Below are 24,405 nucleotides of genomic sequence, written 5' to 3'. Positions count from 1 at the left end.
ACGGCCGGGCGGCTGCCGTACGGCTGCCCGGGCTGCTGTCGGGCGGCTGGGCGGTCCGTCAGACGAGGGTCGTCCAGTACAGCCAGAACCGCTGCAGCACGAGCACGCCGATGGCCAGGTACCAGGCGGTCAGCACCACGCCGTGGTAGCCGGCCACCGCACCCGCCGCCCGTAGCAGCCGCGGCGGCCCGCCCAGGTGCCCACCGGTGAGGGCGTGCAGGGCCGTGTACCAGAAGAGCGGGATCATCACCGCCCACACGACCATGCAGTAGGGACACAGCGCGCCGATCCGGTACAGGCTCTGGAAGACCAGCCAGTGCACGAAGACCACGCCGAGGACGACCCCGGCGGTGAGGCCCCACCACAGCGGGCGCGGCAGCGCGGCACCCGTCAGGAGCACCACCCCGATGGTGGTGACGACGGCGAACCCGCCGATCCCGAGCAGCGGGTTGGGGAACCCGAAGACCTCCGCCTGCGGCGTGCTCATCACGGACGCGCAGCTGAGGATGGGGTTGATGCTGCACGACGGGGTGTGGGAGGGGTCCTTCAGCAGGGCGATCTTCTCCACCGCCAGCGTGAACGCGGCCAGGAACCCGAGCGCGCCGCCGAGGGTGAGGACCACGGCGAGCATCCGCCGTCCCACGGCGCCGCCGCCCGCGGCCGTGGAGGCCGGGGCGGCGGCGGGCCGTGCGGTGACGGTCACTTGGCGAGTTCCGCGTCGATGGCTGCCCTGAAGTCGGCGAGCGACCCGATCTGCGGCCGGTGGCCGTTGACGAAGAAGGTCGGCGTGCCCTGGACGCCGAGCGCGATGCCGTCCCGGCGGTCCTTCTCGACGCGCTCGGCGGTGGCCGGGTCCTTCCAGTCGGCCTCGAACTTCTTCATGTCCAGGCCGAGTTCACGGGCGAAACCGCGGAACGTCTCCTCGTGCGACACCTGCTGGTCGCCCCAGCTCTCCTGGGTCTCGTACATCTTCTTGTACATCGCCTCGACCCGGCCCTGCCTGGCCGCGGCCTCCACCGTGCGGGCGGCCAGCTCGGCGTTGCGGTGGCTGGGTATGGGGAAGTACCGAATGACGAACGTCACGCGGCCCTTGTACTCCTCGCGCAACCGCTCCACGTCCGGGAACGCCGCCCGGCACGACTCGCACTCGAGGTCGAGGAACTCCACGACCGTCACCTTGCCGTCCTTCGCCGTCGACAGCCGGTGGCTGTCGGGGCGGACCAGCACCGACGCCGTGGCGGAGGGGGTCCCCTCACTCCCACCGGTCGTGGCCGGGGCCTCCGCGGAGACGTCCTGGGTCCGGTTGCCGGCCAGCAGCGCGCCGACGACCGCCAGGGCGACGGCGACCAGCGCCAGGGAGATCTTCAGGTTCTTCGTCATGACCTTCAACCGATGGGGTGGCAGGGACACGGGTGGTGCGCCTCCCGACCGGCGCCACGCGGCCCCGGCGGCGCACCGGCACACTAACGGACACGCGTGCGAGGCCCCCGCGCCGGGCCTTCGTGCGAGGCCCCCGCGCCGGGTCTTCGTGCGGGGATCCCGTCCGTCCGCCCGTCAGTTCGCCTCCTCGGCCCGTCCGTCCGCGTCGGCCCGTCGGCCGCACGAGCCGTCCGCGTCGTCGGTCCGTCGGCCGTCCGTGCGTCAGCGCCTCCGGCCGCCGCTCAGCTCCAGCCGCTCCCCCGGGAACCGCTCCCGGAAGCCGCGGTCGTGCGAGACCGCGACGACCGCCCCCGGGTACACCGCCAGCGCCGCCTCCAGGTCCTCGACCAGGTCGAGCGCGACGTGGTTGGTCGGCTCGTCGAGGACGAGCAGGGCCGCGGGCCGGGTGACCAGCCGCGCGAGCTGCAACCGGCGCTGCTGGCCCGCCGACAGCTCCGCGACCGGGACGTGCAGGTCCTCCTCGCGGAACAGGCCCAGCGTCAGCAGTCGTGCGGCGTGCTCCTCCAGCGGTCCGGGCCGGCCGGCCGCGAACGCCGCGACCAGCGGAAGCCGGGTGGAACGCGCGGGCAGCTCCTGGGGCAGGTACCCGGTCATGGCGGGGCGGCGCACCAGGCCCGTGTCGGGTTGCAGGTCGCCGGCGACGACCCGTAGCAACGTCGTCTTGCCCGCCCCGTTCGCGCCCGTGACCAGCAGGCGCTGCCCCGGCGCGATGGTCAGCAGCCCGTCCAGTCGCAGCCGCCCGGCGACCGTGACGCCGTCGAGCTCGGCGAGGGGCCGGCCGGCAGCGTGCGCGCCGCCGGCAGGCCGCCCGTCGCCTGCGGCGTCCCCGCCGCCGGCGGGATCCTCGCCGTGGGCGGACCGCTCGCCGGCGCCCGTCGTCAGGGCGGCGGTGAACCGCAGGGGCTCGGGCGGCGGTGGCACCGGGCCGCGGCGGAGGTGGGCCAGGCGTTCGCGGACCGCCCGGACCTGGCCGCCGAGCTTCGCCTCGTGCGAGCGACGGTGCTTGCCGAAGCCCTGCCGCGGGTCCCTGCCGGACGTGGCGAGGCGTCTCCCGGCGGCTTCGAGCAGTTCCTCGGCCCGGCACACCGCCTGGAGCCATTCCGCGTGCTCCTGCTCCGCGCGGCGCCGGGCCGCGGCCTTCGCGGCGCGGTAGCCGGCCCAGCCGTCGCCGTACCGGTGCACGGTGCGCGCGTCCCGGTCGACCTCGAGGATCGTGGTGGCGACGCGTTCCAGGAAGCCCCGGTCGTGGGTGACCGCGACCACCGTGCCGCGGTGGGCGCGCAGGTGTTCCTCCAGCCAGCGCACGGCCGTCGCGTCGAGGTGGTTCGTCGGCTCGTCGAGGAGCAACAGCTCCGGGGCGGCGGCCAGCACACAGGCGAGCGCGAGCCGTGACTGCTCTCCGCCGGAGAGCGAGCCGAGCACGCGGTCACGGGCGACGCCGGCGAGGCCTAGGCCGTGGAGGGCGGCGTCGACGCGGGCGTCCGCCTCGTACCCGCCGCGGTCCTCGTACGCGTCGAGCAGTTCGCCGTACGCGGTCAGCTCGTCGTCCGGCGCCTCGCCGAGGCGTTCCTCCGCCGCGCGCAACCGACGCTCCAGGTCGCGCAGGTCGGCGAGGGCGAGGTCGACGGCGTCCTGCACGGTGCGGTCGGGGGTGAGGTCGAGGGTCTGGGTGAGGTGCCCGGTGCCGCCGGGGAAGCGGACGGTGACCTCCCCCGCGTCCGGCTCCTCGGCCGCGGCGAGCAGCCGGAGCAGGGTGGACTTCCCAGAGCCGTTCTCGCCGACGACGGCGGCCTTCTCGCCGGGGCGGACGGTGAAGGAGACCTGGTCGAGGACGGTGCGGGTGCCGTAGGACTTGGTGATGTCCTTGACGGAGAGCTGTGCCACGGAGGCGGGCACGGCGGTGTGGGCGCGGTCGCGCATATGACTTTCCCTTGGGGGTGTGACGGGTCCACGGGCAGCAGGAACGGCGGCGTCGGCCGCGCCCGGACTCACACGAAGAAGAAGGAAGCCATGCGTCCCACGATAGCCGTGCGGGGCCGGGGCCGTCCTGGCGTTTTCGGGCGCCGCGGGTGGGGCCGCGGGCCGCGGGGTGCGCAACTCCCCTGGTGCCGGCCGGCGTTGTTGGCTATGTTCGGCTCCGGCACGCCTCGGCCGTCAGCCCGTACCGCCCGCGGTGACCCGACGGGCCCCACGGGCCCCGCCCCCCGGCGCGCCCCTGTCACCCGCCTCCCCGAGCCCCTCCCCCACCGTCCGCCCGGCGTACGGCTTCCGGTCCGCCCGCCGTGGCGCGGGAGCGCTCCCACCGGACAGCGAAAGGACACCCCGTGACCCTGCGAACACCCCTCCGCCGCCGCCTGGCCCCCTTGGCCGTACCGCTCGCCCTCGCCGCGGTCTGGCCCGGCCCCGCCGCCGCGGCCCCGGCGGCGTCCGGCCTGTACCTCGACCCGCACACGCAGGTGAGCACGTGGCTGGCGCAGAACCCCGGCGACGAGCGGGCGCCCCGCATCAAGGCGCACATCGCCGACGTTCCGCGGGCCACGTGGTTCGCCTCGTACGAGCCGCAGAGGGTCAGGGCCGACGTGCGGGCCGTGACCGGCGCGGCCGAGCAGGCCGGCCGGATTCCCGCCCTGGTCGCGTACATGATCCCCAACCGGGACTGCAACAGCCACTCCGCGGGCGGCGCCCCCGACCTGCCGCGGTACCAGGAGTGGATCACGCAGTTCGCCCAGGGGCTGGGCAGTGGCGAGGTCATCGTCCTGCTGGAGCCGGACGCCATCGTCCAGGCCACCCGCGGTGACCAGTGCCGGGGGGTCGACGTCCCGGCGCGGCTCGCCGCGCTGAAGCAGGCCGGCGCGACCATCAAGCGGACCGCGCCGAACGCCAGGGTCTACTACGACGCCGGGCACAGCGGCTGGCAGGTGGAGCCCCGGTACCTGCTGGAGGCGGGCGTGGCCCAGGGCGACGGCATCGTCACCAACGTCTCCAACTTCCGTACGACGGCGGACGAGACGGCCTACGGCAAGGCGCTGCTCGACCGGTTGGGCGCGCCCTCGCTCGGCCTCGTCGTCGACACCAGCCGCAACGGCAACGGCCCCCACCCGAGCGCCGAGTGGTGCAACCCGGAGGGTCGGGCGCTCGGCACCCGGCCCACCCTGACGACCGGTGACCCGCGGGTCCACGGCTACCTGTGGGTCAAGCAGCCCGGCGAGTCGGACGGCAGCTGCCGCGGGTACAAGCCGGCCGGCCAGTTCGACCCGGTCCTCGCCGACCAGCTCGTACGCAACGCGGCCGGCGGCCCCGGCCCCTCGGACCCGCAGCCGGAGCAGCCCGGCACCCGCGCCTGCGCGGCCGTGTACAAGCCCGGCTCGTCCTGGGGGACCGGCCACACCGCCGAGTTGGCCGTGACCAACGGCGGGGCCGCACTCGACGGATGGACGCTCTCCTGGACCTTCCCGGGTGGCCAGCGGATGACGCAGCACTGGAACATGACCGCCGTACAGGGCGGCGCCACCGTCACCGCCCGGCCGGTCGCGCACAACACCCGGCTGGACCGGGACCGGTCGGTGACCGTCGGGTACGCGGCCGACGGCGCTCCGGGCAAGCCGTCCGGGGTGACGCTCGACGGGACCTCCTGCACCGTCTCCTGACCCCGGCGGCGGGCGCGGGGCCATCCTGCCCCCGGCTGCGGGGGTGGGAGTGGGGCCGTCGGCGCCGGGGCGGCCCCGCGCCCCGGGGCGCGTCCGATGCGCGAGAGGCGTGCGGCGGTGTGCCGGCGGGGGGCCCGGCGGGCGGCTCCTCCCGCCCTGTCCCTCCCGCCGTGCCTCCCGCCCGTGGTCGTGGCCGGAGGAGGTGGCCGGAGGGACGGGACGGGAGGAGACTGGGACCGGGGGTACCCGCGCACGACCGGCGTGCGGGCTTCTCCACGGACGGGACGCTGCCGATGAGCGACCAGTGCCGCGACACGGACGGCCGGCGGATGCTGGCCGGCCTGTTGACCGCCAGCCATCTGATGCCCCTCGAACTGCTGCCGTCCAAGACCGCCGAGCACGCGGCGGCCGTGGGCTTCAGCCACGTGCTGATCTACCTCGGCGACCTCCAGCGGGAGGTGCTGCGGCTGCTGACCGGTGAGGGCCTCGACGCCGGGCGGGGGGCCGTGGGCGAGGAGAGCGAGCTGAAGATCGACGGCACCGTGGCGGGGCGCGCCTACCAGCACGGGGACATCCTGCCGGCGGGTCCGGCGGGCCAGGACGGGAACCACTGGTGGGTCCCCCTCCTGGACGGCACCGAGCGGCTGGGCGTGCTGCGGGTCACCACCGAACACGCCGACGCGCGCGCACGCGAGGACATGATCCTGCTCGCCGCGGTGATCGCCCTGATCATCGACAGCAAGCGGCGCAGCAGCGACTCCCACGCGCGGCTGACGCGGACCCAGCCGCTGAACATCGCCGCCGAGATGCAGTGGCACCTGATGCCGCCACGCAGCTACGCCGACGGCCGGGTGATGATCGCCGCCGCGATGGAGCCCGCCTACGCCATCAGCGGTGACGCCTACGACTACGCCACCGCGGGCCACGTGGTCCACCTGTCGATCCTGGACGCGATGGGCCACGACACCGCCGCCGGCCTGACCGCCCACCTGGCCATGGGTGCCTGCCGCAACGCGCGGCGTCAGGGCGCCGGGCTGGTCGAGATCTCGGAGCGGATCGAGGAGGCGCTGATCGAGCAGTACCACCAGCGGCGCTACGCCACCGGCATCCTCGCCGACCTCGACACCCGGAGCGGCGTGCTGACCTGGGTCAACCGGGGCCACCACCCGCCGGTGATCATCCGCGGCGGGCGCTGGGGCACCCACCTGAGCTGCCGCCCCGCGCACCCGATGGGCACCGACCTCGGCCTGCCCGTCACGCTGTGCCAGGACCAACTGGAGCCGGGAGACCGGCTCGTGCTGTACACCGACGGCATCACCGAGGCCCGGGGGGCCGGTGACCAGGAGTTCGGGCTGGGCCGCTTCACCGACTTCCTCGTCCGCCTCCACGCGGACGGCCTGCCGGTGCCCGAGACCCTGCGCCGCCTCGTCCACGCCGTGCTCGAGTACCACGACGGCCGGTTGCAGGACGACGCCACCGTGCTGTTCTGCGAATGGCTCGGTCCGGCGGCGCACCTCACCGACCGGGCAGCGGCCCTGGCCGGTCTGCCGTCCCGGGACCCCGCGGACCCAAGCGGTGCCGGCGGGAGCGCCGCGCCGTGAACGGGGACCCGCGGGTGACCGTCCGGGAGGCCGCGGACCACGCGGCCGTGGTCACGGTGGCCGGCGCCCTGGACCTCCACACGGCCGACGCCTTCCACGCGCGGGCCGCCGCCGCGATGGCCACCCACCGCCACCTGGTGCTGGACCTGACCCATCTCACCTTCTGCGACTCCTCCGGCCTCAGCACGCTGCTGCGCCTGCTCCGGCACGCCCGCACCGCCGACGCCGGCCTGGCACTGGCCGCCGTGCCCGCCCAGATGCGACGGTTGCTGGCCATCACCGGCGCGGACACCGTCTTCGCCCTGTACGACAGCCCGGCCGCAGCCCTGGCCGCCCACCACAGGACGGCCCGCCCCTGACGGACGGCGGCGGAACGGCCGCGGGCGGCCGTCCGATCCGCGCGCCGAGCCTCCGCCGGGGTGCGGTCGTGCGGCCCCCTCGAAGTCGTTTGGGCCGCCTGCGCGCCCCGTGGAAAGCTGGGCGCCGTGACGACGACGGACACGACCCGGGGCACGGGCAAGGAGCGGCTGCTGTACGGGTGCATGGGTCTCGGCGGGAGCTGGGACACCACCCCGTACGGCACGGCGGACATCGAGCAGGCCGAGGAGGCGGTCGCGGCGGCCCTCGACAGCGGCATCACGGTGTTCGACCACGCCGACATCTACCGGCACGGCAAGGCGGAGGCCGTGTTCGGCGAGGTGCTCGCCCGCGCGCCGGGGCTGCGGGAACGCATCGTCGTGCAGACCAAGTGCGGGATCCGGCTGGCGGACGGCGACCGGCCGGGGATGTACGACCTGCGGGGCGACACCATCGTCCGCCGGGTCGAGGAGAGCCTCGCCCGTCTGCGCACCGACGTCATCGACGTCCTGCTGCTCCACCGGCCGGATCCGCTGGCCGACCCGGAGGACGTGGCCCGCGCGCTGATGTCGCTGCACCGGCAGGGGCTGGTGCGGGCGTTCGGGGTGTCCAACATGAGCGCCGCCCAGATCGCCCTCCTGCAGGCGCACCTCGACGTCCCCCTGGTCGCCGACCAACTGGAGATGAGCCTGCGCAGCAGGGACTGGCTGGAGTCCGGAGTACTGGTGAACACCCCGCAGGCGGCGTCCGTCGGCTTCCCCCACGGGACGGTCGAGCACTGCCTCGCCCACGGGATCCGGCTGCAAGCCTGGGGCGCCCTCGCCCAGGGCCGCTTCACCGGCCGCCAGGAGACCGCCGCGGAGCACGCCACGGCGCGGCGCGTCGCCGCCCTCGCCGAGGCGAAGGGCACCACGCCGGAGACGATCCTCCTGTGGTGGCTGCAGCGGCACCCGGCACGTATCGCGCCGGTGGTCGGCAGCGCCCGCCCGGACCGCATCCGCGCGTGCGCCGACGCGGCGCGGCGCGAGCCGGACCTCACCCACGAGGAGTGGTACGGGCTCTGGCTCAGCGCCCGCGGCACCGCACTGCCGTAACGCCCGACCGGACGGGCGCGCGCCGTTCGGGCGCCGCTCGTGGGGGCGAGCCGGCCGGGCGGGGCACGCCGCCCGCCACCACCGCCCCCCACACCACCGTCCGCGCCCGTCGGCGCGCTCCTGCTCCGGGGGGCGGCCCGGGCCGCGGCGCCGTGCGGCGCGTCCGGCCCCGCGCGCCGGGTGCCCGTACGTCGCCGCGTCCGGTGAGCGGGCCCGGGCCGGGCCGACGGAGTGACCGGGACCGACGGGCCCGCGTGCGGGTGGTCGTGGTCCGTTCGCAGCAGTACGGCGTGCGGGCGCGGCCGGGACGGGGAACCGTGGGGGGCGTGCCGGCGGGGTGTCGGCCGTATCGGTCACAAGGAGCGAATGAGATGTCGGAACGCAATACCGGGCTTCGCAGCCTGCACGACCTGGGTCTCGCCGCGTGGTTCGGCGGCTCGCTGATGGGTGCGGTCGGCCTGAACGGCGCGGCCCGCAACGAGGGCGGGACGTGGCGGGACACCGCCCGGATCGCCAGTGCCGGGTGGGCGAAATGGACGCCGGTCAACGCCGCGGCGATCGCGGTCCACCTGGTCGGGGCCACCGGTCTGCTGGCGGCGAACGCCGACCGGGTCGCCACCCAGCGGGGCGTGGGCGCGTCCACCGTCGCCAAGACGCTGCTGACCGGCGCGGCCCTGGCCGCCACCGCGTACAGCCGTGTCCTGGGCAAGAAGATCGAGCTCGCCTCCTCCGACAGTCCCGAGGACGCGGAGAAGGCCGCCGACCACCCCGTCGACACCGACGAGGCGCAGCGCCGGCTGACCACCATGCAGTGGGTCATTCCCGCCCTCACCGGCGGCCTGCTCATCCTCAACGCCCTGCACGGCGAACAGCAGCGCCCCGAGGAGCAGGCGCGCGGCAGGTGGGAACGGGCCCGGTCGATGGTGCCGCCCATGCACATGGCGCACATGTCGCACATGGCGCACTGCGGGCGCCCGGCGGACTGACGCCGCCGTCCCGTCCGGTCCCGTCCGGCGCGGGACCCACACCAGGTGGGGACGACAACCTTCCCACCCCACAGAAGCGATTCGTTTCCATCCCTTCGGAGCGGTTACCCCACTGACATGGCACGGACACCAGAACCAGGGCACCACGGAGACGACACCCCCGGACGCCGCGACGGCGACGACCAGTACCGGGACCGGGACCGGCGGGGCGCCGTGCCCGACACCCCGCGGGAGTCGGACGGCATCGGCCCGGATCCGCAGGTGGAGCGCGACGCCCCCGACAACCCGACCGCCATGCCGAAGAGGTCGTGGCTCGCGGTGCTGAAGCGGACGGTCAAGGAGTTCACGGACGACGAGCTGACCGACCGGGCCGCGGCCCTGACGTACTACGGGGTCCTCTCCCTCTTCCCCGCCCTGCTGGTCCTGGTCTCCCTGCTGGGGATCGCGGGCAAGTCGGCCACCCAGCAGGTGATGGACAACCTGCAGAAGCTGGCCCCCGGACCCGCCAGGGACATCATCACGAACGCCGTGGAGCAACTGCAGGGCAGCGGCGGGACCGGCTCGTTCATGGCGATCGTCGGTCTGCTGCTGGCCGTGTGGTCGGCGTCCGGGTACATCGCCGCGTTCATCCGCTCCTCGAACGCCGTGTACGACATGCCCGAGGGCCGTCCCGTGTGGAAGGTGCTGCCCCTGCGCCTCGTCCTGACGGTGGTTTTGATGGTGCTGGCGGTCGTGAGCGCCCTGATCGTCGTCTTCACGGGCCCCCTCGCCCAGCGCGCGGGCTCGGCCCTCGGCGTGGGGGACACGGCGATGACGGTGTGGTCGATCGCGAAGTGGCCGGTCCTGGTCCTGCTGGTCACCATCATGATCGCGATCCTGTACTGGGCCGCTCCCAACGCCCAGGGCCGGGGGTTCAGGTGGATCACCCCCGGCAGCCTCCTCGCGCTGCTCCTGTGGATGATCGCCTCGGCCGGCTTCGCCCTGTACGTGGCGAACTTCGCCTCCTACAACAAGACCTACGGCACCCTCGCCGGTGTCATCGTCTTCCTGGTGTGGCTGTGGATCACCAACCTCGCGATCCTGCTGGGTCTGGAGTTCGACGCGGAGATGGCCCGTCAGCGCGCCATCGAAGGCGGCCACCCCAGGACGGAGGAGCCGTACGTGCAGCCACGCGACACGGCCAAGTGGACCGAGGAGGATCACCGGCGTCTCGACTGACCGCGCGGCGGTCCGCTCACACGCGCCCTCCCGGGGCCGTCCCGCTCGTCGGGGACGGCCCCGGGAGTCGTCCTGCGCGGAGGAGGCCGGGGCCGGCAGCCGACCTGTCCGGCGCGAGGGACGCGGCCGCCGACCCGCCCGGTGTGAGGGGACACGGGAGTCGGCCCTGCCCGGCGCCGGAGGGGCGGGAGCCGGTCCGCCCGACGGAACGGCCCCCGCGGCCGTCGCGGCCGATCCGCCCGGGTACGTGTGCTGGCCGCGGAGCCGGGCAACCGGCGCTCATGATGGATCTCACTGATGTGCGGGAGGGTGACCGCCGGCTCACCCGCCGCGCGGCCCACTGGACCTCGCCCCTGGCGCGGCGGGTACTGCCCGCCGTCGAGACGGCGGCGCAGCGCACCAAGCTGTGGTGGGCCGCGGCGGCGGTCATGTCGGCGGCCGGCGGCTACCGGGAGCGGAAGGCCGCGGTGGCCGGGCTGGCCGCCATGGGGCTGGCGGAGCTGGTGTCGAACGCCGTGTGCAAACAGCTCTACGAGCGGCGGCGACCTCCCGAGGAGCTGATCCCGCACGAGGACGTCCACGACCGGCCGGACAGCTCGTCGTTCCCCTCCGGGCACACCGCCGCCGCCGTCGGCTTCACCACCGGCGTCGCCCTCGTCCACCCGGCGTGGGGCGCCGTCTGCGCCGTCCCCGCCGCGGCGGTCGCGGTCCAGCGGGTCCACTCCGGCGCGCACTACCCGAGCGACGTCGCCGTCGGCGCCGTCATCGGACTGGCCGGCGGGTGGCTCGTCCACGAGGCCCCGTCGCTGTGGGTGCGCGCCAAGCTGTGAGCCGGGCGGCGCGGGCCCGCAGGGGTACGGCGTGACCCCCGGGACCACGGCGGAGCCCGGGGGATGACGGCGGACCCCGGGACCTGGCGGCGGGGGCCGCGACCGGTCCCCCGCTCCGGTCGCGGCCCCCGCCGCGCAGGCGGCACGAGGCGGGTTCAGGAGCCGCAGCAGCCACCCGCCGCCGGGGCCTCTTCGGCGGTGGGGGGCACGGTCGCGGACGCGTCGATCCGCACGAGCGGGGACTCGGGGGTGGCGCAGCAGCCGCCGTCGGTACCCGGCTGCGCGTCGGGGGCGTCGAAGAGCCCCGCGCCGCCGCAGACCCCGGTCTCGGGGAGGGTCAGCTCGACGCGGTCGGCTGCGTCCAGGTCGCCGGCGAGCGCGGCGGCCACGGAGCGGACCTGCTCGTGGCCGGTCATGGCGAGGAAGGTGGGGGCGCGGCCGTAGGACTTCATGCCGACCAGGTACACGCCCTGCTCGGGGTGGGAGAGCTCGCGGTGGCCGTGGGGGTGGACCGTGCCGCAGGAGTGCTGGTTGGGGTCGATCAGCGGGGCGAGCCGGACCGGGGCCTGGAGCCGCTCGTCGAGGTCGAGGCGGAGCTCGGACAGGAAGGACAGGTCCGGGCGGAACCCGGTGAGGGCGATCACCTCGTCGACCGGGTCCAGGCGGCGGCCGTCCTCGCCCACGAGGATTGGCCGGCCGTCCGCCGTCCGCTCGACGGCCCCGGTGCGGAAGCCCGTGACGGCGTCGGCGTGGCCGCGGTCGACGGCGGCCTTCGCGGCCAGGCCGAGGGCGCCGCGGGCAGGCAGCTGGTCGGCTTCGCCGCCGCCGAAGGTGGAGCCGGAGATGCCCCGCCGCAGGATCCACACCGCCTTCGTCCCGGCGCCGGCGTCCGACTCCGCGAGGTCGGCGAGGGAGGCGAGCGCGGTGAAGGCGGACGCGCCGGAGCCGATCACGGCGGTGCGCCGGCCCGCGTACCGGGCGCGGACGGCCGGGTCCCGAAAGTCGGGGACGCGGTAGGAGATCCGGTCGGCGGCCGCCTTCTCGCCGAGGGCGGGCAGACCGCTGCCGCCGGCCGGGGACGGTGTGCGCCAGGTGCCGGAGGCGTCGATGACGGCGCGGGCGGAGATCCGTTCCTCGCGGCCGTCGGCGCGGGTGACGTGGACGACGAAGGGCTGGACCTCGCGGTCGGCGTCGACGATGCGGTCACGGCCGGCGCGGGACACCCCGGTGACCGTCGCGCCGAGGTGCACCCGGTCGCCCAGGGCCTCGGCGAGCGGCAGGAGGTACCGCTCCACCCAGTCTCCGCCGGAGGGGTAGGTGGCCGGGTCGGGGCGGGTCCAGCCGGTCGGGGCGAGGAGCTTCTCGGCAACCGGGTCGACGACCTCGCCCCAGGAGGAGAACAGCCGGACGTGCGCCCACTCCCACACCGCCGACCCGGCGGCGGGACCGGCCTCCAAAACCAGGGGCTCGATGCCCCGGTCGACCAGATGGGCCGCGGCGGCCAGGCCGGTGGGCCCGGCTCCGATCACGACGACGGGCAGCTCGGCGGTGGCGGGCGCGTTCACGGCGACTCCTCTTGATTCGACGGACGTCAATGGCTTGCCCCGTCAGGATGGCAGCTGCATAGACAAGCGTCAACATAGACATGTGTCTATACAGGTGCGCTCAACCCTCTCTCCCGGCCCGGCAATCCCCCTCTGCTTCGACGCGTGTCAACATAGACACATGTCGAACACGAAGGTGCTGCCGCTGCTCGGAGCCGACGCCCCGGGTGCGGTGCCGTGCTGCCCGCCGCTGACCGAGCGCCCGATGACCGCCGAGGAGGCCGAGACGGCCGCGCGGATGTTCAAGGCGCTCGGCGACCCGGTCCGCCTGCGGCTCTTCTCCGCCGTCGCCTCCCACGAGGGCGGCGAGGCGTGCGTCTGCGACATCTCCGACGTCGGCGTCTCCCAGCCGACCGTCTCCCACCACCTGAAGAAGCTCAAGGACGCGGGTCTGCTCTCCTCCGAGCGGCGCGGCACCTGGGTCTACTACCGCGTCGAACCGTCGGTGCTCGCCGCGATGGGCAAGCTGCTGGCCCCGCCGACCGCGGCCTGACGACGACCGACGGACAGGGGAAGTACGTGACCACGCTGATCGTGCCGCTCACCGCCGAACACGCCGGCCAGGTCCTGGCGATCTACCAGGCGGGCATCGACGAGGGCGACGCCACCTTCGAGACCACCGCCCCCACCTGGGAGGCGTTCGACGCGACCAGGCCGCCCGAGCACCGCTTCGCCGCGCTCGACGGGAGCGGGACGGTGCTGGGTTGGGTCGCCGCGACGAAGGTCTCCGACCGGTGCGCCTACGCCGGCGTGGTCGAGCACTCCGTGTACGTCCACCCCGCCGCCCGCGGCCGGGGCGTCGCCTCCGCCCTGCTCGGCGCCCTCATCGACGCCACCGAGCGGGCCGGTATCTGGACGATCCAGTCCGGCGTCTTCCCCGAGAACAGCGCCAGCCTCGCCGTCCACCGCCGCGCGGGCTTCCGCGTGGTCGGCACCCGGGAACGCATCGGCCGCCACCACGGCGTCTGGCGCGACGTGACCCTCGTCGAACGCCGCAGCCCCGCCATCACCTAGGCGGGAGTCCGGGGGTCCGGGTGCCCCGACGTCCGGACGTCCGGAGGGGACCGCGCGGCCGGTCCCGTGCTCCGGTCGCGGGCCCGTCACCGGCCAGGACGCGAAGCGGGTCACGTCCGTCACGCGTGAGGCGCCCGTCCCGACCGCGCCACGCCCGTCGCCGTCACTCCTGGCGCAGGTGCGTCACCAGGTCGCGCGGGAGGCCGTGGGTGTCGTGGAGGTAGTGGAGGTCCTCCTCGTCGAGCGGGCCCCGGAAGCGGGGCCGGGCGAGGACCTGCCGGCCGCGTTCCAGGAGTCGGCGGAAGCGCCGCTCCTCCTCCAGGAGCGTCCGGGACACGAGGTCCGGGTCCGTGCCCTGCCGGAAGCGGTCCAGGGTGTGCCGGACCAGCTCGTCCGGCAGGTCGCCCAGGCTGCGCGACGGGTCGTCCCGCCACAGCACCGTCAGCACCCGCCGCACCAGGCGCCGCAGGACGTACCCACGGCCGGTGTGGGCCGGGCGGACCCCGTCGCCGAGCACGACGACGGCCGAGCGCAGATGGTCGCAGACGAGGCGGAGTGACCGCTCGTCGAGGGACGGCCACAGGGCCGGCACGGAGCGGCGCCAGGGGGCGAAGACGTCACTCTCGTGCACCGAGGACCGGCCCTGCAGGAGGGCGGCCAGTCGCTCCAGGCCGAGGCCGGTGTCGACGTTGCGCTGGGGCAGCGGTACGAGCGAGCCGTCGTCGAGTCGGCGGTGGCGCATCATCACGTGGTTCCACACCTCCACCCAGCGGTCGTCGCGGGTGGGCGTGGACTCGGGCGGGGTGTCGCCGGTCCACAGGAACATCTCCGAATCGGGACCGCACGGGCCGGTGGGTCCGTTGGACCACCAGTTGTCCTCCACGGTGAGTTCGACGGGGACGCCGAGGCCCTCCCACAGGTCGACGGAGGACGTGTCCGGTCCCACCCGGTCGTCACCGGCGTAGGCCGTGGCGTGCAGCATCGTCGGATCGATGCCGAGCCCCTCAGTGAACAGCTCGTACCCCCAGGCGAGGCTCTGGCGGCCCTCGTAGCCGCCCAGCGACCAGGTGCCGAGCATCTCGAAGACGGTCAGGTGGGTGGGGTCGCCGACCTCTTCCAGGTCGGTGGTGCGCAGGCAGCGCTGGACGTCGACCAGCCGCCTGCCCAGGGGATGGGGGCGTCCTTCCAGGTAGGGCGTGAGCGGATGCATGCCGGAGGTGGTGAACAGCACCGGGTCGCCGGGCGGCGGCAGCAGCGTCGAGCCGGTGACGCGGCGGTGGCCGCGCTCCTCGAAGTACTCGACGAACGTGCGGACGATCTGCTCGGTCTGCATGGGGTGGCTCCTTCGCGTCGCAGCGGGGAGGCGCCGGACAACGGAACCGCGCAGTCGTCGAAACCGGGGCGTCGAACGCCACGGGTCCACCGGCGGACCGTTTCCGGTCGCCGGTGGGACGGGGTTACGTCAGGCGGCGGCAACCGGCGAGCTGGTCGCTCGCGCGGTCGCGGTGGTGCTTCGGCCGGTGACGTTCATACGGGCCACGGTAACGCGCCCCGTCCGTCGGGGCAGCCGAATTTCCCGCCGGGCGGCCGGCTCGGCCCGCCGCCTCGTTCGACGAGTGACGGTCCGCGCCCCGGTGGCGGCGGGTGAACCGCGCCCCGGGGCGCGACGCGCACGGTGGACGGCACGACGGGGCAGCGCCCGGCGCCGCCGGATCGCCGGCGTGTCAGGCCCGTTCGCGGAGGTACGCCTCCAGTTCCGCGGCGCCGGTCAGCATCGCCCGCCCCCAGGCGGACAGCCGGCCGTGCCAGTCGGACAGCGTGCCCTCCAGCGGCTCCACTCCCCCGGCCGTCCGCACCCGGGCGATCAGCGGGGCGATCCGCTCCAGCGGGTAGCCGCCCCGCCTGAGTTGGTGGACCAGCCGGGCGTCCCGTACGTCGGCCTCGTCGTACACCCGGTACCCGGTCAGCGGGTCGCGGCGCGGGCGGACCAGTCCGACGCGCTCCCAGGTGCGCAGGGTCGCGGGCCGGATCCCGAGTCCGGCCGCGAGCGGTCCGATGAACGTGCCGCCCTGCCCGGCCGCCGCCGCGCCGGGCGGGGGTCCGCTGCCGCGCCCCAGGTCGCGCAGGGCGTCCTCCACGGCCCGCAGGGTCCGGCGGTCGTCGAGGAGCCGGGCGTGGCTCTCGTCGATGAGGTGGAACGCCTCCTCGGGCCGGTCCGCGTGGACCGCCCGCATGATCGACGCCGCCGTGCGGTGGCCGTGGCCGGGCACGAGCGCGAGGAACGCGCGCAGGGCCGCCGCGTGCAGCGGGGTGTAGGCGCGGTAGCCGCTCGGGGTGCGGTCGGCGGCCGGGAGGATGCCGGCCTCCTCGTAGTTCCTGACCGCCTGCGTCGACAGACCGTGCCCGCGCGCCAGGTCGACCGGCCGGAGCCGTCGATCACTTTGAAGGTTGCGCGTCATCATCCCCCCGTGCGTCGGCCCGGATGGCGAGAAAGTCTCCACCGAAGCTTCAACGATAGCGTTGAAGGCATGGTCACCGACATCACGGACACCGTCCACGCGGTCGACGCCGCCGCCGTCATGGCGCTGCTCCCGGCCCCACCGCGACTGCTCGCCCTGGGCGAGCCCACCCACGACGAGGAGGCCCTCCTCGACCTGCGCAACGACCTCTTCCGGCACCTCGTCGAGCGGGAGGGCTACGGCACCATCGCGATCGAGAGCGACTGCCTGAAGGGCCTGGTCGTCGACGACTACGTCACCGGGGGCGAGGGCACCCTCGACGCGGTCATGGAGCACGGCTTCAGCCACGGTTGGGGCGCCCACGCGGGCAATCGCGAGCTCGTGCGCTGGATGCGCGCCCACAACACCGGCCGACCCCCGTCCGAGCGGCTCCGCTTCGCCGGCTTCGACGGACCGCTGGAGATCACCGGCGCCGCGAGCCCCCGGCAGGCCCTCACCGCGCTCCACGACCACCTCTCGACCCGGGTGGACGCGGCCCTGCTGCCCTGCACCACAGCGACGCTCGACCGGCTGCTCGGCACCGACGACCGGTGGACGGATCCCGCCGCGATGACGGACCCGTCCCCCTCCGTGGGGCAGTCCGCCGAGGCCGGTCGGCTGCGGGTGCTCGCCGACGACCTGGTGGCGCTGCTCGACGCTCAGGCGCCGCACCTGCTCGCGGCGGGTTCGCGCGGCGACTGGGACCGGGCGCGCCTGTACGGGCGCACCGCCCTCGGACTGCTGCGCTACCACCACTGGATGGCCGACGCCTCATCCGCCCGCCTGACCCGGCTGGTGGGGGTGCGCGACCAGATGATGGCCGACAACCTCCTCGCCCTGGCCGCTCGGGGTCCGGCGCTCGTCCACGCGCACAACTCCCACCTCCAGCGGGCGAAGAGCTCGATGCGGATGGGCGGGATGCCGCTGGAGTGGTGGAGCGCGGGTGCGCTGGTGAACGCCCGGCTCGGCGAGGAGTACGCCGTCCTGGCCACGGCCCTCGGCACGCTGCGGCACCGGGGCGTCGACGCCCCGCCACCGGACACCGTCGAAGGGCTCCTGTACGCGCGGCCCGAGGAGCGGTGCCTCGTCGACGCGCCCCGGCTGGCCGCCGCCCTCGGTGACGTGCCTCTCGCGCCCCGCGTGTCTCCCTGGTTCGGCTACGCCCCGTTCGATCCGGCGCACCTGGCCGGCACCGACGGGCTCGTGTTCGTCAAGGACGTCGCGAGGGGCTGAGGGGGCCCACGGAGCGGGCGGTGGCGGACGTCCGACTTGATAGGCAAGTCGCCACTTGCCTATCGTGGCGGTCATGACGGAGGATGTGTTCAAGGCGCTGGCCGACCCCACTCGTCGGCGCATCCTCGACGAGCTGGTCGAGCGGGACGGCCAGACCCTGTTCGAGCTCTGCGCGCGACTGGTGACCGAACACGGCATCGGGCTGTCCCGCCAGGCGATCAGCCAGCACCTGGCCGTGCTGGAGGCGGCCGGCCTGGTCCTTCCCCGACGCGAGGGCCGCTACAAGTTCCACGACGTGAACACCGAACCCCTCGAGCACATCGTCAACCGGTGGCTCAGGCCCGATGCATCGGAGGACACCCCATGAGGATCCACCTGTCCAGCGTCTTCGTCGACGACCAGGAGAAGGCGGTGCGCTTCTACACCGACGTGCTCGGCTTCGTGCGGAAGCACGACGTCCCGATGGGCGAGGACCGCTGGCTGACCGTGGTCTCGCCGGAGGACCCCGAGGGGACCGAACTGCTCCTGGAGCCCTCCGGCCACCCCGCGGTGCAGCCGTACCAGACGGCACTGGTGGAGGACGGCATCCCGGCCACCTCCTTCGCCGTCGACGACGTGCGCGCCGAGTTCCACCGGCTGCGCGCCCTGGGGGTGCGCTTCACCCAGGAGCCGCTGGAGATGGGGCCGGTCACCACCGCCGTCCTCGACGACACCTGCGGCAACCTCATCCAGCTCGTCCACAGCGAGTAGGGCAGGACCCGCCCGGGCCCCCGGTACACGCCTCCCGGGGGTGGGGGCAACCCCACCCCCCTTCCGGCGGCCGGCCGGAGTGCCCCTCCCCGACGCCACATGATCGACTTCCCGTACCGGCAACACACGGGAGAGGACGGTCGGTTGAGGCTTCGCATCGGATACGCCGCGTGGATCGCGGGTGTCGTGCAGTTCTTCGTCATCCACGTCGTCGTCGAGTCCGCGTGGGCGCGACCGTACAGCTGGGCCCGGAACAACATCAGCGATCTCGGCAACGCGCACTGCGCCCTCCAGGCGGAGCCCGAGCCCCGGTACGTCTGCTCCCCCGAGCACGCCCTGATGAACGCCTCGTTCGTCACCCTGGGTGTCCTGCTCGTCATCGGCGCCGTCCTCACGTCCGGCCTGTGGCGCCGGGGCGTCGTCGGCGCGGTCGCCCGGTGCCTGCTCGCCGGCGCCGGTGCGGGCTTCGTCCTGGCCGGGCTGGCTCCCGCCGACATCGACGAGAACCAGCACCTCCTGGGTGCCCTCCTCATCATGGGCACCGGCAACATCGGGCTGGTGGTGGCCGGTTCCGGCCTGGCGGACGACGTCCCGCGCGCGCTGCGCCGGGTGACGGGCCTGCTGGGCGTCGTGGCGCTCGCCGCCTTCGGACTCTTCCTCTCCCACCGGTACCTCGGTCTGGGCATGGGCGGCATGGAGAGGGTCGCGGCGCTCCCGATCCTCCTGTGGTCGCTGGCCGTCGCCGTCCGCGGCATGCCGCGCCGGGCACCCCGAGCCGGCGACGGGCCCGCCATGGCGGCGGGCCGCACCCCCTAAGGGGTGCGGCCGTCACGGATCGGAGCCGCGGCGTCCGGGTGATGGGCTCCGGGACCCCGCGGGGCCCGGCGCTCCCCGAGGACGGCCCGGATGACGTGCCGGGCGTTGCGGGCCATGGCCGGGTTGGTCGTCCGGTAGTAGGGCAGCGCCACCAGTGCCTGCGCGAGCGTCCGCCCGCGGCCGCGGACCCAGGTCGCGTCGTCCACGCCGAGCTGCGCGCGGAAGACCTCCCGGGCGTCGGGTGGCAGGAGGTTCCACGCCGGGAACAGGTCGCACGCCGGATCGCCCGTCCCCGCGCACCCGAAGTCGATCACCGCGCTCAACCTGCCGCGGTGCACGAGCAGGTTGCCCGGCATCAGGTCGCCGTGCAGCCACACCGGTGGCCCGTCCCAGGCCGGGGCCCGCAGCGCCTCCTCCCACACGGCGGTCGCGGCGTCGCAGTCCACGCCCTCCCCCGGTGTGCGGCGCAGCTCCTCGATCGCCGCGCGGCTCTCCGCGTCCAGGGAGGAGACCGGGCCGCCGCGGTGGGCCCGCGGCCCGTCCGGCAACGTGAGGCTCCGCATGGCGGCCACGAACCCGGCGAGGTCCTCCGCCAGCCGCAAGGGCTCGGGCGGCGCCGCCTCGTCGGGGGGACCGCCCGGCAGCCACCGGTACACCGACCACGGCCACGGATACCCCTCCGCCGGCTCGCCCGCCCCGAGCACCTCCGGGACGGCGACGGGCAGCCGCGGCGCGAGCCGGGGCAGCCACTGCCGCTCCAGCTCCACGTCGCCGGCCGCGCCGGCCACCAGCGGCAGCCGTACGACCATGTCGTCGCCCAGCCGGTACATGGCGTTGACCGTGCCGCCGGAGGGGAACCGACGCACCGGCAGCCCCGCCCACCGGGGGAACCGCCCGGCGACCAGCCGCCGTACGAGGTCGTCGTCGATGGGGTGCTGGTCGGGGTGCATGCGCGCTGCGTCCATGGGACGCCATCCGACCGGCGGCGGGCGGTGGGCGTCCACCCCTTTTCCTGGCGGGCGGGGAGGGAGGACGCCAAAGGGCCGTCAGAGGTCCCACAGGAGGGCGTAGGCCGTCGGGATCAGGGCGTTGGTGGAGCCGTGGCGGCGGTTGCACACGGCGGCGAGCGCGCCGCCCCGGTCCGGTCGGAAGCCGAGGAAGGAGGTCTGGCCGGAGGTCGCGCCGCTGTGGAAGTACATCGTGCCCCCGTCGGCCGCCGGGTGCCGGAACCACGTCAGGGTGTGGGTGTGGCGGTGCCCGAACCCCCGGCGCAGTACCGGCCGGCGCACCTCGTGGAGCGCGGCGGCGAGGGGCGTGCCGTCGGGGGTGAGGTGCGCTTCGAGGAAGGTGAGCAGGTCGTGGGGGGTGGCCCGGACCGCGCCCGCCGCCTGGAAGCCGCCGATCCGCAGGGGTGGGGTGGGGGTCGTGCCGTCGGCGCGGTGCCCGGTGGCGTCGGTCTCGGGGCCGGCCGGCCGCAGCCCGGTCCCCGTGAGGTCCAGGGGGCGCAGGACGTGGCCGGTGACCAGCTCCTCCCAGGGGGTCGCCGTGGCGGCGGCGAGTGCGTGGCCGAGGACGGCGACGCCGAAGTTCGAGTACCGCCAGCGGGTGCCCGGCGCGTGGCGCGGACGGCTCCGCAGGAAGGCGCGGACGACCCTCCGGGAGGGGTAGCCGGCGTACGGGTCGGTCCCCCACCGGGGCAGGGCCTGGGCGTAGAAGTCGACGGGGAGCGGCGGCAGTCCGCTGGTGTGGGTGACGAGGTGGGTGAGGGTGATGGGGCCGCGGGGTCCGACGGTCGTGCCGCGCTCGGGGCGCAGACAGGAAGAGGCCGGGTCGGTCCCGTGCACCGCCCCGAGGTGGACGAGGTGGGCGAGCAGCAGTCCGGTGTACGGCTTGGACGCGGAGCCGAGTTCGTAACGCAGGCGGTCGCGCGGCGCGGGCGGCGGCGGCCCGGTGCCGCCGCAGCGGACCGTGCGGTGGCCGTGGCGGGAGAGGGCGAAGACGACGTCCGGGGCGTCGACCGCGCGCACGGCGTCGTCCAGCCGTGCGGCGTCGGTCTCCCGCGTCCTGGCGGCCGGGGCGCCGGGCGCCGGGTCGACGCTGGTCGACGCGGTCACGAGGGGGCCCCGTCGACCAGGGCGGTGAAGGCGCGCGAGGTGGCCAGTACGGAGGCGAACGCGGCGACCAGCGTGGAGTGGTAGACGATGTCGAACACGTCCTCCGGGTCGCCCTCGGGCATGCCGCCGATGGCGGGCATGGCGCCGTCGGGCTGCTGGGCCGCGGCGAACACCTCCCACGCGGCGGCGTCCAGCGTGGGGCGGGGCAGGCAGGCGTCCACGACGAGCAGCTCCCCGAGCAGGTCCCAGCGCTCCAGGTCGGCCCAGTCGTCGAGCCAGGCGGGCAGCCACAGGTCGAGGTAGCGGGCGATGTCCGGGGGGAGGCCGGCGGGGTTCTCGCCCCAGTCGGTCAGGTGGAAGACGGTGTGGGTGATGTCGTACCCGGTGCGGGTGACGACCGTCCACGGCTCCGGGGTGCGGGCGAGCCAGGTGCGGCCGGCCGCTTCGTCCTCGGGCACGGTCGGCGTGAGCCCGTAGCGGCGCTCGAAGGCGCTCAGGCACAGCCGGCGGACGGGGAGGAGTTCCGCGGCCTGCCAGCTGGCGAGGCGGTGGTTGACGCGGATCAGGCGGTCCAGCTCGGGCTGGGCGTAGCCGAGTTCCTTGAACGGCAGGTAGACCTCGAAGGGGATGGGCGAGAAGGGTTCGATCCGCTGGCCGCGGACCAGCATGCGGCCCCCGTCCAGGACGTCCCGCCAGGCGTGGTCGATGAGCTGGCGGGCGAGCGCGGCGTGGCGGGAGCCGGAGACGCCCTCCCGGAAGAGGACCTTGCAGATCACGGCGAGTTCCCCGACGGGTTTGAAGCGGTCGAGGAAGCCGGTCTCCGGGTCGACGTCCGGTTCGAGGCCGAACCCGTCACGGTGGGCGTGCAGCCACTCCAGCGCGCCCGTGCCGACCGATTGGATCAGACGGATCCCGCCCGGGCCCGTCATCCCGCCCGTGCCGGTCAGGCCGCCCGCGTCGGTGGTGCCGCTCATGCCGGTGCCTCCCGGAGGGTGTGCCGGTCGCCGCCGTGGGGGTGGCCGGTGCGGCGGGCCACGGTCAGGGTGGCGGCGAAGGCGGTCACCAGCGTCGAGTGGTAGCAGTTGACGAAGACGCGCGGGACGTCCTCACCGCGTGGCCCGCGGCCGACCTCCGGCAGGGCGCCGTCCCCGTCCTGCGCGGCGGCCAGTGCCGACCACGCGTCCTCGGTGACGTCCGGGGCGGGCGGGCTCGGCAGGCTCGCGGCGACGGCGAGCAGTTCGCCGCAGAGGTCCCAGTGCTGCGCCTCGACGCACGTGTCGAGCCAGGGCGGCAGCCAGGTGTGCAGGTAGGCGGCGATGTCGTCGGGGACGGTGTCGGGGTGGTGGCCCCAGTCCGTCAGGTGGAACACGACGTGCGTGAGGGTGTAGGCGGCGGACTTCTCGAAGAGCCACGGTTCGGGGAGGGCCCCGAGCCACGTGCGCCGCAGCGGCTCGTCCATCCGCCTGCGCGGTGCCAGCCCGGCGCGGTGCTCCGAGTTGAGGACGCCGAGCAGGCGGTTGGGCAGCAGCTCCGGCGTACGCCAGCCGCGGGTGCGCACGAGCAGGCCGATCAGTTCCTCGTACGGCGGGTGGCGCAGTCCCGCGTCGGCGAACGCCGCGTACACCTCGAGGGGGTACGTGGCGTTCGGCTCGAGGCGCTGGACGTCGAGGAAGAGGGCGCCGTCGCCGGCCTCGTGCCAGGCGTGGCGCACCAGGGCGGTCGCCGTCCCGTGGAGCGGCGAGCCCGGGGCCGTGCTGCGGCGGACGCAGGCGCACAGCTGGGCCAGTTCGCCGACGCGCTTCCACGAGGCGTTGGGGTCGGCATCCGGCTCCAGCGCGTGCGGCCCGAGGCGGAAGTCGGCGCGGTGGGCGGACAGCCAGCTCAGCGCGGCACCGGCCACTGCGGTCAGATCCGTCGGGCCGGCCTGGCCGGTCGGATCGGTCCGGCCGGTCGCGTGCGTCTCGTCCGTCGGCTCCGCCTCGCCTGCCGGACGTGTACGGCCCGGCCGGCCCGTCAGGTCTGTCGGGCCTCCGCGGGGCGGGCCCGCGGACGGCGGCGTCATCGGGCGTCTCCCCGGCCCTGCGCCCGCCCGTGCCGGGCGGCGTGGAGGTGCAGGGCCACGCGGGGGTCGTCGCCGCCCATCGCCGCGACGAACTCCAGCCCGGTGTCGAGCCCCAGCGTGTCCGGGACGTCGTCCAGGACCGACAGCCAGCGGCCCGCTCCGGCGGCCTGCAGCCAGCCCCGGCGGCGTACGGCACGGACGAAGCCGCGCGCGATGTCCACGGTCCGCCGGCCGGCGGCGCGAACCAGTGCGCTCTCCGCCGTCGATGGCGCGGTCGGCACGGACGACGCCTGGACAGCGGCCGGCACCGGGGGCGCCGCGAGGCCGGCGAGCAGCGCCAGCTGATGGGTGAGCGTCTGCCAGGGCAGGGTGTCCACCCATGCGGTGTCGGGTTCGTCGTCGTGCGGGACGATGGCCGCGGTGCTGAGGTCGCGCAGGGTGCGCGTCATCCCCCAGTGGGTCCAGCGCGAGGTGAGCGACGCGTCCGGGGCGGGCGGGAAGGCGATGACCGCCTTCTCGAAGAGTGCGAGGTCGTCGGGGTGTGGCGGGCTCGTGCCGAGGGTGCCGGGCAGCAGCGCGTCGGGGCCGAGGACGCGTACGGCCGCGAGCAGGAGGTCCTCGTCGCTGGTGACGGCCGCCGCCGTACCGGCGAACACCGCCGAGTGGTCTCCGCCCTCGAGGGCGGAGACCACCTGGGAAGCGAGGTCCTGCACAGCGCCTGCCAGGGGCGTCTGAGTGCCGGGACTCTCCATGCCGTTACCCGTCAGCGCTTCTTCGGACGGGGAGCAGGCGGTGACAGCAGCAGGCTGCCGGAGCCGCCCTTCAGGGCAAGTGCCGCGCATTCGCGGGTGTCACGGTAGAAGCCCTGGGCCTCGCCGGGGTTCAGTACCTGTTCGACCTCGGTGTCGAGCGCAGCCTTGACTTGCTCACGGGTCACGTTGTCCAGCGTCGCCATACCCCATCATCTCCTTTGGAGTGGGCATTCTTTCCTTGCACATCCAGCGCAGCACACACAGACCGACCTCGCAAATCACTCTTTGGGTGATTTGTCAATTAAAATAATGGCAAAGCGAGGTTTAGGTGCCTGGTTGTCACCGAACTCCCGGCGGGCGGATGCGCCGGGGAGCCCTCGCGCGCACAG

The 24,405-nt window shown here is 74.7% G+C and carries 25 protein-coding genes; 13 read left to right on the top strand and 12 right to left on the bottom strand.

The window, feature by feature from the left end; genetic code table 11:
* Nucleotides 1-58: 58 nt before the first annotated feature.
* The 3 genes from NRO40_RS29065 to NRO40_RS29055 form a co-directional block, all read right to left on the bottom strand.
* Nucleotides 59-703 (bottom strand): vitamin K epoxide reductase family protein, encoded by a 645-nt coding sequence (locus tag NRO40_RS29065; RefSeq protein ID WP_232790980.1) that lies wholly within the window; start codon nucleotides 701-703, stop codon nucleotides 59-61.
* On the bottom strand, nucleotides 700-1,380 hold the full coding sequence (locus tag NRO40_RS29060) for a DsbA family protein (RefSeq protein ID WP_079046870.1): 681 nt from the start codon (nucleotides 1,378-1,380) through the stop codon (nucleotides 700-702). The genes NRO40_RS29065 and NRO40_RS29060 overlap by 4 nt, the downstream gene beginning before the upstream one ends.
* Nucleotides 1,381-1,641: 261 nt before the next feature.
* Entirely contained in the window at nucleotides 1,642-3,360 is a 1,719-nt protein-coding gene (locus NRO40_RS29055; protein WP_058941003.1) for an ABC-F family ATP-binding cassette domain-containing protein, read from the bottom strand.
* Nucleotides 3,361-3,764: 404 nt separating this feature from the next.
* Here NRO40_RS29055 and NRO40_RS29050 point away from each other — a divergent pair, with 404 nt between their 5' ends.
* The 7 genes from NRO40_RS29050 (at nucleotide 3,765) to NRO40_RS29020 (ending at nucleotide 11,173) form a co-directional block, all read left to right on the top strand.
* Nucleotides 3,765-5,087 (top strand): glycoside hydrolase family 6 protein, encoded by a 1,323-nt coding sequence (locus NRO40_RS29050; protein ID WP_058941004.1) that lies wholly within the window; start codon nucleotides 3,765-3,767, stop codon nucleotides 5,085-5,087.
* A gap of 293 nt (nucleotides 5,088-5,380) precedes the next feature.
* Complete coding sequence (locus NRO40_RS29045; protein WP_058941005.1) at nucleotides 5,381-6,688, top strand: PP2C family protein-serine/threonine phosphatase; 1,308 nt, start codon at nucleotides 5,381-5,383, stop codon at nucleotides 6,686-6,688.
* Nucleotides 6,685-7,047, top strand: coding sequence for an STAS domain-containing protein (locus NRO40_RS29040; RefSeq protein ID WP_058941006.1), 363 nt, complete (start codon nucleotides 6,685-6,687; stop codon nucleotides 7,045-7,047). The genes NRO40_RS29045 and NRO40_RS29040 overlap by 4 nt, the downstream gene beginning before the upstream one ends.
* Nucleotides 7,048-7,173: 126 nt before the next feature.
* Nucleotides 7,174-8,139, top strand: a complete 966-nt coding sequence (locus NRO40_RS29035) for an aldo/keto reductase (protein WP_232790981.1) — start codon at nucleotides 7,174-7,176, stop codon at nucleotides 8,137-8,139.
* A 371-nt stretch (nucleotides 8,140-8,510) separates the two neighbouring features.
* Nucleotides 8,511-9,125, top strand: a complete 615-nt coding sequence (locus tag NRO40_RS29030) for a hypothetical protein (protein WP_058941007.1) — start codon at nucleotides 8,511-8,513, stop codon at nucleotides 9,123-9,125.
* 117 nt (nucleotides 9,126-9,242) lie between these two features.
* On the top strand, nucleotides 9,243-10,343 hold the full coding sequence (locus NRO40_RS29025) for a YihY/virulence factor BrkB family protein (protein WP_058941008.1): 1,101 nt from the start codon (nucleotides 9,243-9,245) through the stop codon (nucleotides 10,341-10,343).
* 281 nt (nucleotides 10,344-10,624) lie between these two features.
* Nucleotides 10,625-11,173 carry a phosphatase PAP2 family protein gene (locus NRO40_RS29020; RefSeq protein WP_058941009.1) on the top strand — a complete coding sequence of 183 codons (549 nt, stop codon included), beginning with the start codon at nucleotides 10,625-10,627 and terminating at the stop codon, nucleotides 11,171-11,173.
* A 155-nt stretch (nucleotides 11,174-11,328) separates the two neighbouring features.
* Here the strand turns inward: NRO40_RS29020 and NRO40_RS29015 are convergent, their stop codons facing one another.
* Entirely contained in the window at nucleotides 11,329-12,738 is a 1,410-nt protein-coding gene (locus tag NRO40_RS29015) for an FAD-dependent oxidoreductase (protein ID WP_058941010.1), read from the bottom strand.
* A 160-nt stretch (nucleotides 12,739-12,898) separates the two neighbouring features.
* On the opposite strand from NRO40_RS29015, the gene NRO40_RS29010 reads away from it, so the two are divergent.
* Together NRO40_RS29010 and NRO40_RS29005 are read left to right on the top strand one after the other, a co-directional pair.
* Nucleotides 12,899-13,270: an ArsR/SmtB family transcription factor gene (locus tag NRO40_RS29010; protein WP_058941011.1), complete on the top strand. Its 372-nt coding sequence runs from the start codon at nucleotides 12,899-12,901 to the stop codon at nucleotides 13,268-13,270.
* Nucleotides 13,271-13,305: 35 nt separating this feature from the next.
* Nucleotides 13,306-13,791 (top strand): GNAT family N-acetyltransferase, encoded by a 486-nt coding sequence (locus tag NRO40_RS29005; protein ID WP_198549278.1) that lies wholly within the window; start codon nucleotides 13,306-13,308, stop codon nucleotides 13,789-13,791.
* 163 nt (nucleotides 13,792-13,954) lie between these two features.
* On the opposite strand, the gene NRO40_RS29000 is transcribed toward NRO40_RS29005, so the two are convergent.
* Nucleotides 13,955-15,124 carry an alanine--tRNA ligase-related protein gene (locus tag NRO40_RS29000; protein WP_257375549.1) on the bottom strand — a complete coding sequence of 390 codons (1,170 nt, stop codon included), beginning with the start codon at nucleotides 15,122-15,124 and terminating at the stop codon, nucleotides 13,955-13,957.
* A 391-nt stretch (nucleotides 15,125-15,515) separates the two neighbouring features.
* Nucleotides 15,516-16,250, bottom strand: coding sequence for a TioE family transcriptional regulator (locus tag NRO40_RS28995; RefSeq protein WP_058942000.1), 735 nt, complete (start codon nucleotides 16,248-16,250; stop codon nucleotides 15,516-15,518).
* Nucleotides 16,251-16,319: 69 nt separating this feature from the next.
* Between NRO40_RS28995 and NRO40_RS28990 the strand changes: the two genes are divergently transcribed.
* The 4 genes from NRO40_RS28990 (at nucleotide 16,320) to NRO40_RS28975 (ending at nucleotide 19,088) form a co-directional block, all read left to right on the top strand.
* Nucleotides 16,320-17,522 carry an erythromycin esterase family protein gene (locus NRO40_RS28990; protein ID WP_058941941.1) on the top strand — a complete coding sequence of 401 codons (1,203 nt, stop codon included), beginning with the start codon at nucleotides 16,320-16,322 and terminating at the stop codon, nucleotides 17,520-17,522.
* A 73-nt stretch (nucleotides 17,523-17,595) separates the two neighbouring features.
* The gene (locus tag NRO40_RS28985) at nucleotides 17,596-17,889 is read left to right on the top strand and encodes an ArsR/SmtB family transcription factor (protein WP_058941942.1); all 294 of its coding nucleotides are present in this window, start codon (nucleotides 17,596-17,598) and stop codon (nucleotides 17,887-17,889) included.
* Nucleotides 17,886-18,272, top strand: a complete 387-nt coding sequence (locus NRO40_RS28980; protein ID WP_058941943.1) for a VOC family protein — start codon at nucleotides 17,886-17,888, stop codon at nucleotides 18,270-18,272. The genes NRO40_RS28985 and NRO40_RS28980 overlap by 4 nt, the downstream gene beginning before the upstream one ends.
* A gap of 144 nt (nucleotides 18,273-18,416) precedes the next feature.
* On the top strand, nucleotides 18,417-19,088 hold the full coding sequence (locus NRO40_RS28975) for a DUF998 domain-containing protein (protein WP_157901825.1): 672 nt from the start codon (nucleotides 18,417-18,419) through the stop codon (nucleotides 19,086-19,088).
* Here the strand turns inward: NRO40_RS28975 and NRO40_RS28970 are convergent.
* The 6 genes from NRO40_RS28970 to NRO40_RS28945 form a co-directional block, all read right to left on the bottom strand.
* Nucleotides 19,085-20,038, bottom strand: a complete 954-nt coding sequence (locus NRO40_RS28970) for an aminoglycoside phosphotransferase family protein (protein WP_079047027.1) — start codon at nucleotides 20,036-20,038, stop codon at nucleotides 19,085-19,087. The genes NRO40_RS28975 and NRO40_RS28970 overlap by 4 nt on opposite strands.
* 96 nt (nucleotides 20,039-20,134) lie before the next feature.
* A complete protein-coding gene (locus tag NRO40_RS28965) occupies nucleotides 20,135-21,202 on the bottom strand; it encodes a serine hydrolase domain-containing protein (protein ID WP_079047017.1) in 1,068 nt (355 codons plus the stop codon).
* Nucleotides 21,199-22,131 carry a DUF6895 family protein gene (locus tag NRO40_RS28960; RefSeq protein ID WP_058942002.1) on the bottom strand — a complete coding sequence of 311 codons (933 nt, stop codon included), beginning with the start codon at nucleotides 22,129-22,131 and terminating at the stop codon, nucleotides 21,199-21,201. Before NRO40_RS28960 ends, NRO40_RS28965 begins: the two co-directional genes overlap by 4 nt.
* Nucleotides 22,132-22,172: 41 nt before the next feature.
* Nucleotides 22,173-23,264, bottom strand: coding sequence for a DUF6895 family protein (locus NRO40_RS28955; RefSeq protein ID WP_257375548.1), 1,092 nt, complete (start codon nucleotides 23,262-23,264; stop codon nucleotides 22,173-22,175).
* Nucleotides 23,261-24,016, bottom strand: coding sequence for a hypothetical protein (locus NRO40_RS28950; protein WP_058941945.1), 756 nt, complete (start codon nucleotides 24,014-24,016; stop codon nucleotides 23,261-23,263). Before NRO40_RS28950 ends, NRO40_RS28955 begins: the two co-directional genes overlap by 4 nt.
* Nucleotides 24,017-24,027: 11 nt before the next feature.
* Nucleotides 24,028-24,219 carry a hypothetical protein gene (locus NRO40_RS28945; protein WP_058941946.1) on the bottom strand — a complete coding sequence of 64 codons (192 nt, stop codon included), beginning with the start codon at nucleotides 24,217-24,219 and terminating at the stop codon, nucleotides 24,028-24,030.
* Between the last annotated feature and the right edge of the window lie 186 nt (nucleotides 24,220-24,405).

Origin of the sequence: Streptomyces changanensis (genome assembly GCF_024600715.1) — a bacterium.
Classification (GTDB): Bacteria; Actinomycetota; Actinomycetes; order Streptomycetales; family Streptomycetaceae; genus Streptomyces; species Streptomyces changanensis.
The sequence above is the reverse complement of the archived record's forward strand: the minus strand, read 5'-3'. Positions and strand labels throughout refer to the sequence as shown.